We start from the raw sequence: 13,645 nt of genomic DNA on the forward strand, positions 1-13,645 counted from the left end.
CCCCGGCCAGGGAGAAGACGATGGATCGCGTGCGCAGGTTCGGCTGGATCTATTTCCTCGGCTTCATGGCCGTCGTCGCGATCGGCTATGTTCCAGCGTTCCACGATGCCGACGGCAATCTGTTCGGGCTGTTCAAGCTCGACCTGTACGATGACAGCCTGCACTTCCTGTCCGGCGTCTGGGCAGGCGTTGCCGCCTGGTGGTCGTACGGCGCGGCACGTACCTATTTCCGCCTGTTCGGACCGCTCTACTTCGCCGATGGCGTGATGGGGCTGTTCCTCGGCAGCGGCTATCTCGACGGCGGGATCTTCCTCTATGGTCCGGTCCGGCTGTCGGTCTACGCGCACGTCTTCGCCAATCTGCCGCACCTCCTGATCGGCGGCATCGCGATCTGGGTGGGATATCGCCTCGCCCGCCGCGCGCCCGCGACGTGAGGCGACGCTGGCGGGTCGCGCTCGCGGCGGCGGGTGCGGTAACGGCGCTGATCGCCGTGCCGATCGCCGGGGTCGAGCTCGGCTGCCGCGCGCCGATCGCCGGCTTCGCGCCGCACGCACCGTACCGCGCGATCCTCGCCGAGCGCCGGCCGGAAGCGCGCACGTGGCTCACCTATCCCGAATGGCACATCGTTTATTCGGCGGAGAGCCTTGGCCGCTGGCTCACCGCCGGCCGCCCGCCCAGCGGCTATCCCTATGGCAGCGACATCGCCGGTTTCTGGCACGGCCTGTGCCGGATCAACAGCGTCGCGCGCGGCCAGCCCGGCGCGGGCGAAGCGAAGGTGATGATCTACACGATCGGCATCAGCTTCACGCTCGAGATGGCAATCAAGGCCGCGTACGAGCGCACGATCGGCCGCTTCACCGAATGGGTCGGCGGCTGGCGCAGCAGCGACGATCGTTACGCCGCCGCGGTGCAGACGCGCTACGGCGCCTTCATGCACGAGGTGCCGTGGTATCGCTTTCCGTTCGGCGCGGCACTGCGCGGCGCGTGGCAGACGCGCCGTGACGACGGATCGATCGTCCGCCACGTCGAGCGGCGCGCCGCGCTCACCGCGGAATATGGCGTCAAGGCCGGCTATGCTCGCGCGATCGGCGGCGCCAATGCATCGGTCAACACGCCCGACGCGCTGACGCTGCGCTTCGTCGCCGCGGCTCAGCCGAAGGTAATCGCCGCGGTCGACCCGCGGCTTCGCCCGGTCCGCCAGGTCGGCGCGCTGACAGTGGTCGAAGCGCCGCGCTACGCGCAGTTCACCGATCTCGTCGGCAAGCTCGCCACCGCCGGGATCGGGCTGGTCGAGATCGCCGGCAACGACGACATCTTCGTCACCGTCCTCGCGCGCAACGGCGCGCGCGTCCCCGGCACGATCCTGCTCGGCCAGCCGATCGAGCGCGACGGGTGGCGCCGCGTCGGCACGTCGGTGAAGGTCCCGGCACTGGGCGCGCTCGCCGCGGCGGTGCGCGCGGGCGGCGGCGCGATCGAGCACGTCTATGACTATTAGGGGGGCGACCAAGCTGATCGCACAAGCGGCGCTCGCGCTCGGGCTGTGGGCGCTGGCGATGGCCGCGCTGCCGTTCGTCGGCCCTGCCGGGCGGCAGGTCGCGGTCGTCGGCGCGGCGCCGCGAGCAATCCGCGCGATCACGGCGGCGGGCGGGCGCGTCGTCGAGGTGCGACGCGGCGCGACGATCGCGCGATCCGCCTCCCTCGGCTTCGTCCGTGCGCTCTACGCCGCGGGCGCGCCGCTGGTGATCGAGGGCCGCATCGCCGCGGGTTGCTTCGCGAAGGCGGGTGCATAGCGCGCATACCAGGTGTTGCTGAACACCCCGTCCGGATCCCACTGCCGCTTGGCGGCGAAGAACGCGCCGATCTCTGGATAGGACCGCGCGAGCTGCTCGGAAGAATAATGCAGCTGATACGGCAGGAAGAAGCGCCCGCGGTGCGCCAGCGTCAGGTCGATGAGGTCCTGAGTCAGTCGACGCATCGCCGCCGTGCCCGCCGCGTCGGTCGGCTGGTTGAGGTACAGCACCACCGAGAAGGCCGGCGCGGGCGCGTAGCTCAGCGCATTGTCCTCCTGCCCCACCGCGCGGATCGACGCGTTGACGAGGTTCGCGTGCTGATCCTCGAAGATCGCGCGCATCCCGTCGATGAACGGCACGATGCGATCACGCGGCACGAAATACTCATGCAGGATGTCGGTCTCGGCGGGCAGATCGTTGAACAGATAGGCGACCGAATCGTGCATCGGATCGTTGCGCGCGACGAGGCACGCCTCACCCGATCCCTGCGCCTGCGCACGCGTGATCGTGCACGCCTCCAGCCGATGCTCGAGGTTCTTCTCGCTCCACCATTTCAGTGATTTGAATGCGTCGTTCTTCTTCGCAAGGTTGACGGTGAGGCGACGCAGCTTGGTCGACGGCACCTCGCCCAAAGGCGCGCGCGTCAGCGCCTGATCCTCGGGGAACTGGCGATATTGATAGACCAGCGCCTCGCGCAGCAGCGTGCCCGGCGCGGTTGACAGGTGGACGTAGGCGAGCCCGACGCTCGGATCGGCAGCGATACGCGCGAAGGTGGCCGGGAATTGGCGATAGTCGATCATCGCGCGTTCGGAGCGGTAGATCGCGTTGGGTACCACGTCGAGCGTCGCCGACAGGATCACGCCGAACAAACCGTATCCGCCGACGACGTGGCGGAACAGATCGGCATTCTCGGTGCGCGAGGCAGTGACGATCCGCCCGTCGGCGAGCATCAACCGCACGCTGCGCAGCGACCCCATCACCGCGCCCGCCTGATGATCCATGCCGTGCGCGTTGACCGAGATCGATCCGCCGACCGAGAAAATGTCGGTCGACTGCATCGCCTTTACCGCGAAATCGGGGTGGATCGCCTGCTGGATCGCGTGCCACGTCGCCCCCGCGCCGACCGTCACCGTCCGCGTCGCGCGGTCGAGCCGGATCGCGTTCATTCCGCGCATGTCGAGGACGACGCCGCCGGCGCGGAACGCATGCCCGCCCATCGAATGCTTCACGCCCGCCGCCGATACCGGCAGGCCGTGCGCGCGCGCATAGCCGAGCGCGGCGGCGACCTCGCGCTCATCGCGCGGCCGCACAACGCCCGCCACCGCCGTGCGGCTGAGGCAGCTCGCGTCGTTCACCGTCCCGCCGCGCTGCGCCCAGCGCGGCTCGGCGACCGGCGCGGCGCGGTCGCGCACCGGCGGCAGCGGCGGGAGGACGGTGGCGCAATCCTTTGGGCCGATCGGATCGGCCATCAGCGGCGCGACGTACAGCCCCGCCCCCGCCGCGACGAGCGCGATCGTCGATGCACCGATCAGCAGGTTCCGGCTTCGTGATCCCGTCATCCGCATCGCCTTCGCAACCATCGATGACCTGCCTCTAGCAGATCGGCGCGCCGCGCTCGACCGGTCCGCGGCCTGCCGTCAGCGCGGGCGTGTCCACAGCCTTGAGTCGCGCGGCGTCGCCGACACCGGTCGAAGCGCCGCCACCCCCGCCTTCGCCACCCAGCCCAGCTTCGCCGACTTGGATGTCGTCACACGATGGTCCCACGCATGCGCGCCGCGCGCCGCCACCTCGCGCGCGATGTCGCCATAGATACCCGCCGCCGCCAGCACCGCCCAGCGCGCCCGGCCGGGCAGCCGCGCCGCGCCGACGCGCGCGCTCGCCTCGTGCCGCGCCGCGCTCGCCGCCATCCGCCGCGCGAGCACCACCAGCCGGTCGCGGAACGGCGGCTTCATGTGCTGGCCCGGCGGGATGTCCATCTCGACCAGCCATTCCTCGGGGACGTAGCAGCGCCCGACGCGGTCATCCTCCTCGATGTCGCGCGCGATATTGGCGAGCTGGAACGCGATGCCGAGATCGCACGCACGGTCGAGCGTGTCGTCGTCGGCAGGATCGACGCCCATGATCACCGCCATCATGCATCCCACCGCGCCGGCGACATGGTAGCAATAGCGGTAGAGGTCGTTCGCGCTCCGCGGCCGCCACTCGGCCGCATCGAGCTCAAACCCGTCGATCAGATCGTGCGCGAAACGCGGCGGCAGGCGCGTCTCCGCCGCGACGACGCGCAGGGCGTCGAACGGCATGTCGCCGACGACGCGCCCCGCCAGCGCCGCCGCGGTTCTCTCGCGGATGATCGCGACGCGCGTCTCGGCGTCGGCGACGTGGCTCGCGCCGTGGCCGTGGTCCTGCCCATCGACGATGTCGTCGCACGCCCGGCACCAGGCGTAGAGCAGCCAGGCGCGCTCGCGCGTCGCCGCGTCGAACAGCTTGCTCGCCGTGGCGAAACTACGCGATCCGCGAACGATTGAGTCGCGCGCGGCGATGACCAGCGCGGCGCGTTCGCTTGGGTCAGACTGGTGTTGCACCATCACTGCGTCACGTTCTCCAAAGCCTCCGTTCGTGCTGAGGAGGTACTGAGCCGTTGGCGAAGCGCCGTCTCGAAGCAACGTTGCGGCCCATGCCCTTCGAGACGGCCCCTCGCTTACGCTCGGCACCTCCTCAGGACAAACGGGAGGTGAGCCTTTGCTCGATCAAAGATCGGCCGCGCTCATCCGCACGATCGGCTGCGTCGGCACATGCGCGGCCATCCGGTCGAGCAGCGTATCGAGCGTGTCGGCGACGATCAGCAGATCGCGGTGCTGCGGGCGCAGGAAGCCGACCTCACCCATCTTCTCCCAGAAGGCGACGAGGTGATCGTAATAACCTGCGGTGTTGAGAAGCCCGACGGGATCGGCGTGATAGCCGAGCTGCGCCCAGCTCAACGCCTCCCACAATTCGTCCATCGTGCCCGTCCCGCCGGGGATGGTGACGAAGCCGTCGGCAAGATCGGTGAAGCGCCGTTTGCGATCGTGCATGCCCTCGACGACGTGAAGCTCGGTGAGGCCACGATGCGCCACCTCTGCGTCGACCAGCGCCTGCGGGATGACGCCGATCACTTCGCCGCCCGCCGCCAGCGCGCTGTCGGCGATCGCGCCCATCAGCCCCAGCCGCCCGCCGCCGTAGACGAGCCCGATGCCGCGTTCGGCCAGCGTCCGGCCGACGGTATGCGCCAATTCCATATACACCGGATCGCGCGGCGTCGCCGACCCACAATAGACCGCCAGTCGCTTCACCGCCGCGCATCCTCCAGCATCAGCGCCGCGGTCGCCTTCGCGCTGCCGACGACGCCGGGGATGCCCGCGCCCGGATGCGTGCCCGCGCCGACGAAATAGAGGTTGGGGATCGCGTCGTCGCGATTGTGCACGCGGAACCACGCGCTCTGCGTCAACACCGGCTCGAGGCTGAACGCGCTGCCGAGATGCGCGTTGAGATCACGCGAGAAATCGGCCGGCGAGTAGCTGAACTTGGTGACGATGCGGTCGTGGATGTCGGGGATCAGCCGCCGTCCTACCTCGTCGAGGATGCGCTTCTCCAGGATCGGCTTCACCCGCTCCCAATCCTCGGGGAACTTGCCCTGGTGCGGCACCGGCGCCAGCGCGTAGAAGGTCGAGCACCCCTCAGGCGCGAGGCTCGGATCGGTGACGGTCGGGTGATGGAGATAGAGCGAGAAGTCCTCGCTCACCACGCCATTGTCGTAAATGTCGGCGAGCAGCCCCTTATAGCGCGGCCCGAACAGGATCATGTGGTGCGGGATGCCCGGCCAGGTACCCTTGATGCCGAAATGGACGACGAACAGCGACGGCGAGAATTTCTTGCGCTCGAGCTTTGCCGCGCTGCGCCGCGCGCTGTTCGATCCCGACAGAAGGTCGCGATAGGTGTGGACGATGTCGCCGTTCGCCGCGACGGTGTCGCACTCCTGCCGCCAGCCGCTGGCGGTGCGCACCGCCGTCACGCGGTCGCCCAGCGTCTCGATCTGCGTCACCGCGTCGCCCAGCCGGATCGTGCCGCCGAGCCGCTCGAACAGCTTCACCATCCCCGCCACCAGCCGGTTGGTACCGCCGCGCGCGAACCACACGCCGCCGTCGCGTTCCAGCTTGTGGATCAGCGCGTAGATCGCGCTCGTCGTCATCGGGTTGCCGCCCACCAGCAGCGTGTGGAACGACAGCGCCTCGCGCAGCTTCTCGCTCTTCACGAACGAGGACACCATCGAATAGACCGATCGCCACGCCTGATATTTGGCCAGCGCGGGCGCGGCCTTGATCATCGACGCGAAGTCGAGGAACGCGACATGGCCGAGCTTCTCATAGCCCTCGTGATAGACGCCGGCCGAATAGTCGAGGAAGCGCTTGTACCCCGCGACGTCGGCGGGATCGAGCTTGGCGATTTCCGCCATCAGCACGCTGTCGTCGTTGGTATAGTCGAAATTGGTGCCGTCGGGCCAGTTGAGCCGGTAGAAAGGCTGCACCGGTTCGAGCAGGACGTCGGCCGCCATGTCGCTGCCCGACAAGGCCCACAATTCCTGCAGGCAGGCGGGATCGGTGATGACGGTCGGACCGGCATCGAAGGTGAAACCGTCGCGCTCCCAATAATAAGCGCGCCCGCCCGGCTTGTCGCGCGCCTCGAGAATCGTCGTGTCGATCCCGGCGGATTGCAGCCGGATCGCGAGCGCCAGCCCGCCGAACCCCGATCCGATGACGATCGCGCGGCTCACTTGATGCCCCGCAGCGCGCGCACCGCGCGCGTCACCGGCACCGGCGGGCGCCCCGCCAGCACGCGCAGCTTGTCCGCCCGCGTCGACCGCGCGGCATAGAAGCGCCCGATCAGCCCGGAGCGCAGGCGATAGAAGCGTTCCAATACGCGATAGCGCGCATCGGGGTCGGCAGCACGGAACAACATGGCGTCAAGCATCCGGTAGAAGCGGCGCTCGTCCCAGCGCGCGCGGGCATAATCGTGGGTCAATGTAAGCAATGCGTCGCCGCTCAAATCCTTGGCGTCGGCAATCAGTACCGCAAGCCGCACCGCATCGGGCAGTGAATAGCCCGTCGTCGGGTGGAACAGCCCGGCACGCGCGCCCGCCTTCGCGACCTTCGCCCCGCCCCACCGCCAATAGCCCTCGAAATCGCCGTTGATCACCACCGGCAGCGCGCCCTTCTCCTCGCGCGCGTCGTTCGCGCCGGCGGCGACTTCCCAGCCGCGCGCGGCGGCATAGACGTCGATCCGCCGGTTGAGCGCGCCGACGTTGAGCGAGGGCGTGTCGCTGTAATAGGTGTCCTCGACGAACAACCGCGTCGGCGAGAAGGGGAGAAGGTAGACGAAGCGATAGCCGTCGTGCTGCGTCACCGTCGCGTCCATCACCGTCGGGCGCGTAATGCCGTGGCCGGCAGGAATGTCGAGCGTGCGACCGACGAACTTCTGCCAGCCCACCTCCAGCGTCGACAAGTCGCCCGCGCCGCGCGCGTCGATCACGCCCTTCGCCTCGATCCGGTCGCCGTCCGCCAGCACCACCGCGGTCGGACTGCACGCCAGCACCTTGCGCCCCGGCATGATCGCCTCGGCCGGCAGCGCCTTGCGCACCACTGCGTCGAACCGCTCCGATTCGATCGAATAATAGGGCTGGTTGATCGTTCGCGCGTGCGCCGGAAAGCGCACGTCATACGCCGGCCATGCGTGGCAGACGAGCGGCGTCAGCAGCCAGCGATCCTCCTTCGCCACATCGGCATCGAAGAACGACCAGACGTGGTTGCCGCCCAGGCTCTCCCCCGCATCGACGATGCGCACGATCAGCTCGGGGCGGCGCTGCGCCACCGCCAGCGCGATCAGCCCGCCCGCCAGCCCGCCGCCGACGATCGCCAGGTCGCAATGGTGGGTTTCCGGCATCCGTCACGCCTAGCGGATCGGTCGAGACGGCGAAAGCGGCGATTGGCGGACATATTGTCCCACCCCCGGGCATGTCCGCCGTCCGCCATTCACGGGCGCCGAGCCGGGCCGTTTCGCTCCCGCGCCTTTTCTGCCGGCGTTACAGCGCGTAAGGCAGGGGCGTGACCGTCGTCCTGGCCATCATCCTGTCCGCCGCCGCGATGACCGCGATCGTCGGCGTGCGCTATCTCGCCGCGAGCGGCGGGTTCGCGCTCGCTACGCGGCTCCGGCATCCCGGCCTCTACACCGGGCTCGATCCGCAGATCCGGCGCGAGATCGGCTGGAGCCTCGTTTCCGCCGCGATCTACGGCATCCCCGCCGGCGTCATCGCCTGGGGATGGGAGAACCGCGGCTGGACGCGGGTCTATCGCGACGTGGATGCCTTTCCGCTGTGGTATTTGCCGCTGTCGGTGCTGCTGTACCTCACGGCGCACGATACGTGGTTCTATTGGACGCATCGCTGGATGCACCGGCCGCGGCCCTTCCGCCTCGCGCATGCCGTCCACCACGCCAGCCGCCCGCCCACCGCCTGGGCGGCGATGGCGTTCCACCCGATCGAGGCGCTGACCGGTGCTGTGGTAATTCCGCTACTGGTGTTCATCATTCCCATCCACGTCGCTGCGCTCGGATTGGTGCTGACGATCATGACGGTTATGGGCGTCACCAATCACATGGGTTGGGAGGTTTTCCCCCGGTTCATGTGGCGCGGGCCATTGGGGGCATGGCTCATAACGGCGAGCCATCATCAGCGTCATCACGAGCGGTACGGGTGCAATTATGGGCTATATTTCCGGTTCTGGGATCGCCTGTGCGGCACCGACGACGGGCTCGGCGATTTCACGCGTGATCGCGCCCGCGCGCAGGCCCGCGCAGGCACTGCTGCTGGCGCTCGCGGCGAGCACGCTGATCGGCGCGGCGCCGGTCGCCCGGCTTGACGTCGCGTTCGATGCGGTGCGCTCAGCCAAGGGTGTGCTGCGCGTCTGCCTGACCGCCGATCCCGAAAACTTCCCGACCTGCGTCGACGATCACAATGCCACGCGCCGCTCCGTTCCGGCGGGCAGCGACGCGCTGCGCTTCGACGGGCTGCCGCGCGGTACCTACGCGATCGCGGTGATCCACGATGAGAACGGCAACAAGAAGCTCGATACCTTTGCCGGTATCCCGCGCGAAGGCTTCGGCTTCTCGCGCAATCCGCCGATCCGCTTCGGCCCGCCGCGATTCGCCGCCGCGCGCTTCGCGGTCGAAGGTGATGCCGAAAGGCAACAGATCAAAATGCGCTACATGCTGTGAGCGGCACTGGTCGGAGCTAAAGCAGATCAGGCGGGTTTGCGTCCCTTGTAAGAAGGGGACAATTTCTCGTGATCGCCAGGAACCTGCTCATCGGCGCGGCCGTCGCCGCCGCGCTGCCGACCGCCGCCGTCGCTCAGGACGCGCCACCCGCCGAGGCCGTATCGGCGCCCGCACCCAGTGATGCGCCCAACGCGATGGCAGATTTCGGCCGTGATACGATCACGCTCGGGCTCGGCCTTGCCTATCTGCCCGATTACGAAGGCTCGAACGACTATCGCTTCGCGCCCGGGCCGGCGGCGATCGGCACGATCGGCGGGATCAGCTTCTCGGTGCTCGGCAGCCGCGCCAGTGCCGATCTCATTCCTAGCCCCGGCGGCCCGTCGTGGGATATCCAGCTCGGCCCCGTTGCCGCGATCAATTTCATGCGCAGCAACCGCCAGAGCATCGAGGACGCGCGTGTCCGCCGGCTGGGCGAGCGCGATACCTCGATCGAGCTCGGCGGCTATGCCGGCATCGGCAAGACCGGCGTCATCACCAGCCAGTATGACAAATTGTCGGTCTCGGTCAGCTATCGCCACGACGTCAGCGGCGTGCATCGCAGCGGCATCTGGCAGCCGACAATCAATTACTTCACGCCATTGAGCGAGAAGTCGGCACTCGCGCTGTTCGCCTCGGCTGAGCGGGTGGAGACCAAGTACGTCCAGACCTATTTCTACGTCCCCGCCGGCCAGTCGGCGATCAGCGGGCTGCCGACCTACACGACCGGCCGCGGCGGGTGGAAGAACTGGACGGTCGGCGCGCTCGGCACCTACTCGCTGACCGGCAACCTGCTGCGCGGCTTCAAGCTGGTGGCCGGCGGAACCTATCGCCGCATGATCAACGACGTCGCCGACAGTCCGCTCGTCCGCATCGCCGGATCGCGCACGCAGTGGCTCGGCGCGGTCGGCGTCGCCTATACCTTCTGATTGGGTGCGCGCGTCGGGCGGGGCCCGGCGCGCGCCGTCACTGCCTCAACGGCCGACCCAGTCGGCGACCTCGCCGGCTACTTGGTTCGCCGCCTGATTGAGCGCGACGCCGACCGGCCCCGCCTCGATCGCGGACACCGGCACACGCGCTTCGAAGCGGCGCTTCTCCAACGCGCCACCCTCGTCGCGCACCAGCGCGGCGTCGTAGGTCACCACCGCGCTCGACGCCGCGGCATCGACGCCGAACATGCGCAATTCGCCCGCCAACCGCGCGCCCGGATCGGCGAGCGATTGCGCGCCCGACAGCACCACCCGCCCGGTCCGCGCCGCCACCGTGTCCGACAGGACGCGCGCGAACTGCCGTGCGGGCGGCTCGATCCACTGGGCATCCTTGACGTAGGCGATGTCGGTCGCCGTCGCCTGCACCGGCACGCGGTTGTTGGCGAGCGCCTGCGGCACGCTGGGCACCTGAACGGTGATCGTGCGCGCACCGGCCGAGGACTGCGCCTGGCCGACGGGCACCTGCTGCGCTGCCGTCAAGCTCAGCAGCGTGTCGGGCGTCTTCCCGCCAAAGCTCAGGCAGCCGGCGAGCGGCAGAGCGGCAAGGCCGATCAGAAGCTTCTTCATATCACTTGCCCTTATAGTCCGGCAGCTTCTGCTGGCCGATCAGCGAACTCGCCCCCTGACGGTCGACCTTCTCCGCGACCGACGCGAGCGATTGCGACATCTGACGCAGGTCGAGCACCAGCTGGTTGATTTCGGGTACGGTGCGCTTGGAGAAGGTCTGCAAGCCCGGCCGTGCGTCCGCGATCGCGCCGTTCAGCGTGTCGGCGCTCTGCTTGGCCGAGCGGATCGTCTCGTTGAGGTTGGCCATCGCCGGCTTCACGTCTTCGGCGAGGACGCCGTTGGTCGTCGCCGCCAGCGCGCCGATCTGCTCCGCCGCGGTGCCCGCCTGCTGGATCGCGACCCGAGTCTGCGCCAGCGTCGCGGCGATCTCCGGCCCGCGATCGGCCAGCGCGTTGGTCAGCCGGTCGGTGTTCTCCAGGATCCCGGCGATCGACGCCTGGTTACGGTCGGTCAGCAGCCCGGTCAGCCGTTCGGTCAGCGTCGACAGCCGCTCGAGCAGCTGCGGCGCGGAATTGAGGATCGCACCGATGCCGCCCGTCTTGGTCGGGATTACCGGCACGCCGTACGGGCACTGGCTCGCCATGTCGTTTTCCGGGCACACGATCGGCGGCGCGCCCTTGCGCGCACCGTCAAGGCTGATCGTGCTCGTGCCGGTGAAGCTGCCCTGCACCGTCGCCGCCGTTCCCTGCAGGATCGGCGTCTCATTGTTGACGCTGATGCGCACGCGCACGAACTGCGGATCGTTGCGCCACAGCTGAATCGATTTGACCTGGCCTGAAGGCACGCCCGAATAGGTCACCGACGAACCCTTCGCCAAACCGTCGACCGACTGTTTGAAGAAGATGTCATATTCCTTCTCGGTCGTCCCGCCGAGCCGCGCGATCCACACCGTGAACAGCGCCAGCACAGCCAGCAGGATCAGCACGACGGCCCCGACAAGGACGTGGTTGGAACGGGTTTCCATCAATCTGCCCCTGAGATCTGGCGAGTGTCGTCGGTGCGCGCGCCCGGCACACCGGCCTGCGTGGTCTGTTGTGCGGACGCGTGCTCGTGTGCGTGCGCCTGCTCCTGCGCTTCCTGCGTCGCCACCGCGGCGCGCCCGCGCGGGCCGCGGAAATATTCCTGGATCCAGGGATGGTCGAGCGCAAGCAGCTCGTCGATCGTGCCCACCGCGATCACGCGCTTGTCGGCCAGCACCGCCACCCGGTCGCAGATCGCGTACAGCGTGTCGAGATCGTGCGTGATCAGGAACACCGTGAGCCCCAGCGTCTTCTGCAGCGACTTGGTGAGATCGTCGAACGCCGCCGCGCCGATCGGATCAAGTCCGGCGGTCGGCTCGTCGAGGAACAGTAGTTCGGGATCGAGCGCGAGTGCGCGCGCGAGACCGGCGCGCTTCTTCATCCCGCCCGACAGCTCGGCAGGGTATTTCGGCCCCGCGTCCGCCGGCAGGCCGGTCATCGTCACCTTGTACGACGCGATCTCGTCGAGCAACGCGAGATCGAGCTGCGGATAGAATTCGCGCAGCGGCACCTGCACGTTCTCCGCCACTGTCAGCGTCGAGAACAAGGCACCGCCCTGGAACAGCACGCCCCAGCGCTTGCGGATCTCGACCGCGTCGGTCTCCTCGCGGCCCAGCGTCGGCTCGCCGAACACTGTCACCTCGCCGGCGACGGGGCTCTGCAACCCGATGATCGAGCGCATCAGCACCGACTTGCCCGTGCCCGAGCCGCCGACGACGCCCAAGATCTCGCCGCGCCGCACGTCGAGGTCGAGATTCTCGTGCACCACCTGGTCGCCGAACGCGTTCTTGAGCCCGCGCACTTCGATGATGTTGTCGCGTGTCGCCGCCGGCATCAGATCCACCCGATCCGCTCGAAGAATACGGCGAAGATCGCGTCGAGGACGATGACGAGGAAGATCGCCTGCACCACGGCCGACGTCGTCCGCGTGCCGACCTGTTCGGCATCGCCCTCCACCTGCATCCCCTGGAAGCAGCCGGCGACCGCGATGATCGCGCCGAACACCGGCGCCTTGATCAGCCCGACATAGAGATCGGTGATCGGCACCACCTCCCGCAGCCGCGCGATATAGGTGACGGGCGGGATCTCGAGCTGCCACCAGCACAACAGCCCGCCGCCGATAATCGCGATCAGCGAAGAATAGAAGCCTAGCAGCGGCATCAGCACGACGGCGGCGATCGTGCGCGGCAGCACCAGCGCCTCCATCGGAGAGACGCCGATCGTGCGCATCGCATCGATCTCCTCGGTCAGCTTCATCGTGCCGAGCTGCGCCGCGAACGACGATCCCGATCGGCCGGCGACCATGATCGCGGTCATCAGCACGCCTAGTTCGCGCAGCGTGATCCGCCCGATGAGGTTGATCGTGAACACCTCCGCGCCGAACTGGCGCAGCTGTACCGCGCCCTGCTGCGCGATGACGATGCCGATCAGGAAGCTCATCAACCCGACGATGCCGAGCGCCGAGACGCCGACGACCTCGAACCGCTGCACCGTCGCGTTGAAGCGGAAGCGGTGCGGGTGGCGGATGACGTTGAAGAACGCGATCACCGTCGCGCCGAGGAAACCGAGCAGCCCGAGCAGCGTCCGCCCGGCGATCGCCACCGCCTCGCCGATCTCGCCCAGCACGCGCGTGAACGGGCTGATCGGGGCTTTGCGCATCGGCGCGGCCTGATCGGCGCGCTGCACCTGTTCCAGCAGATGCTGCTGCTCGGGCTTCAGCCCCTCGATCGCGGCGTTGGTACGCTTGGCGAAGCGATGCACGATCCACGCACCGATCGTGTCGATCCGGTCGATCCCCGACAGGTCGATCGCCGATACGCTGCCACCATGCGCGTCGAGCCGATTGGGCAAATCGCCGATCTGCGCCAACGACAGGTCGCCGGTAAAGCGCAACCGTCCCCCGTCATCGCTGAAGTCGGCCAATGCGCCCATTCCCCCGCCT

15 protein-coding genes are annotated in these 13,645 nt (G+C 68.4%); 6 read left to right on the top strand and 9 right to left on the bottom strand.

Features of this window, described 5'->3' with window-relative positions; translation table 11 throughout:
- Positions 1 to 20: 20 nt before the first annotated feature.
- Genes F1C10_RS10745 through F1C10_RS10755 form a run of 3 tightly spaced genes read left to right on the top strand, consistent with a single transcriptional unit; the run spans position 21 to position 1,790 of the window.
- On the top strand, positions 21 to 434 hold the full coding sequence (locus F1C10_RS10745; RefSeq protein ID WP_185206094.1) for a DUF4383 domain-containing protein: 414 nt from the start codon (positions 21 to 23) through the stop codon (positions 432 to 434).
- Positions 431 to 1,495 carry a hypothetical protein gene (locus tag F1C10_RS10750; protein WP_185206095.1) on the top strand — a complete coding sequence of 355 codons (1,065 nt, stop codon included), beginning with the start codon at positions 431 to 433 and terminating at the stop codon, positions 1,493 to 1,495. Before F1C10_RS10745 ends, F1C10_RS10750 begins: the two co-directional genes overlap by 4 nt.
- The gene (locus F1C10_RS10755; RefSeq protein WP_185206097.1) at positions 1,485 to 1,790 is read left to right on the top strand and encodes a hypothetical protein; all 306 of its coding nucleotides are present in this window, start codon (positions 1,485 to 1,487) and stop codon (positions 1,788 to 1,790) included. Before F1C10_RS10750 ends, F1C10_RS10755 begins: the two co-directional genes overlap by 11 nt.
- Here the strand turns inward: F1C10_RS10755 and F1C10_RS10760 are convergent.
- From F1C10_RS10760 to crtY, 5 genes are all read right to left on the bottom strand, one after another.
- Positions 1,718 to 3,349: an FAD-binding oxidoreductase gene (locus F1C10_RS10760; RefSeq protein WP_185206099.1), complete on the bottom strand. Its 1,632-nt coding sequence runs from the start codon at positions 3,347 to 3,349 to the stop codon at positions 1,718 to 1,720. The two genes, F1C10_RS10755 and F1C10_RS10760, sit on opposite strands and share 73 nt — an antisense overlap.
- Before the next feature lie 78 nt (positions 3,350 to 3,427).
- Positions 3,428 to 4,372 (bottom strand): phytoene/squalene synthase family protein, encoded by a 945-nt coding sequence (locus F1C10_RS10765; protein ID WP_258042859.1) that lies wholly within the window; start codon positions 4,370 to 4,372, stop codon positions 3,428 to 3,430.
- 165 nt (positions 4,373 to 4,537) lie between these two features.
- Positions 4,538 to 5,119 carry a TIGR00730 family Rossman fold protein gene (locus tag F1C10_RS10770; RefSeq protein WP_185206103.1) on the bottom strand — a complete coding sequence of 194 codons (582 nt, stop codon included), beginning with the start codon at positions 5,117 to 5,119 and terminating at the stop codon, positions 4,538 to 4,540.
- Positions 5,116 to 6,597: a phytoene desaturase gene (locus F1C10_RS10775; RefSeq protein WP_185206105.1), complete on the bottom strand. Its 1,482-nt coding sequence runs from the start codon at positions 6,595 to 6,597 to the stop codon at positions 5,116 to 5,118. Before F1C10_RS10775 ends, F1C10_RS10770 begins: the two co-directional genes overlap by 4 nt.
- On the bottom strand, positions 6,594 to 7,763 hold the full coding sequence (gene crtY / locus F1C10_RS10780; protein WP_185206106.1) for a lycopene beta-cyclase CrtY: 1,170 nt from the start codon (positions 7,761 to 7,763) through the stop codon (positions 6,594 to 6,596). The genes F1C10_RS10775 and crtY overlap by 4 nt, the downstream gene beginning before the upstream one ends.
- 200 nt (positions 7,764 to 7,963) lie before the next feature.
- Here crtY and F1C10_RS10785 point away from each other — a divergent pair, with 200 nt between their 5' ends.
- From F1C10_RS10785 to F1C10_RS10795, 3 genes are all read left to right on the top strand, one after another.
- The gene (locus F1C10_RS10785) at positions 7,964 to 8,737 is read left to right on the top strand and encodes a sterol desaturase family protein (protein ID WP_185210193.1); all 774 of its coding nucleotides are present in this window, start codon (positions 7,964 to 7,966) and stop codon (positions 8,735 to 8,737) included.
- Complete coding sequence (locus tag F1C10_RS10790) at positions 8,706 to 9,092, top strand: DUF2141 domain-containing protein (protein ID WP_185210194.1); 387 nt, start codon at positions 8,706 to 8,708, stop codon at positions 9,090 to 9,092. Before F1C10_RS10785 ends, F1C10_RS10790 begins: the two co-directional genes overlap by 32 nt.
- 68 nt (positions 9,093 to 9,160) lie before the next feature.
- A complete protein-coding gene (locus F1C10_RS10795; protein ID WP_258042862.1) occupies positions 9,161 to 10,057 on the top strand; it encodes a MipA/OmpV family protein in 897 nt (298 codons plus the stop codon).
- Positions 10,058 to 10,102: 45 nt separating this feature from the next.
- On the opposite strand, the gene F1C10_RS10800 is transcribed toward F1C10_RS10795, so the two are convergent.
- Genes F1C10_RS10800 through F1C10_RS10815 form a run of 4 tightly spaced genes read right to left on the bottom strand, consistent with a single transcriptional unit; the run spans position 10,103 to position 13,635 of the window.
- The gene (locus tag F1C10_RS10800) at positions 10,103 to 10,684 is read right to left on the bottom strand and encodes an ABC-type transport auxiliary lipoprotein family protein (protein WP_085810915.1); all 582 of its coding nucleotides are present in this window, start codon (positions 10,682 to 10,684) and stop codon (positions 10,103 to 10,105) included.
- Between the two features lies 1 nt (position 10,685).
- Entirely contained in the window at positions 10,686 to 11,648 is a 963-nt protein-coding gene (locus F1C10_RS10805) for an MlaD family protein (protein ID WP_185206107.1), read from the bottom strand.
- Positions 11,648 to 12,538: an ABC transporter ATP-binding protein gene (locus F1C10_RS10810; RefSeq protein ID WP_185210196.1), complete on the bottom strand. Its 891-nt coding sequence runs from the start codon at positions 12,536 to 12,538 to the stop codon at positions 11,648 to 11,650. Before F1C10_RS10810 ends, F1C10_RS10805 begins: the two co-directional genes overlap by 1 nt.
- Positions 12,538 to 13,635: an ABC transporter permease gene (locus F1C10_RS10815; protein ID WP_185206108.1), complete on the bottom strand. Its 1,098-nt coding sequence runs from the start codon at positions 13,633 to 13,635 to the stop codon at positions 12,538 to 12,540. Before F1C10_RS10815 ends, F1C10_RS10810 begins: the two co-directional genes overlap by 1 nt.
- Positions 13,636 to 13,645 lie beyond the last annotated feature (10 nt).

The organism is Sphingomonas sp. NBWT7 (assembly GCF_014217605.1).
GTDB lineage: Bacteria > Pseudomonadota > Alphaproteobacteria > Sphingomonadales > Sphingomonadaceae > Sphingomonas.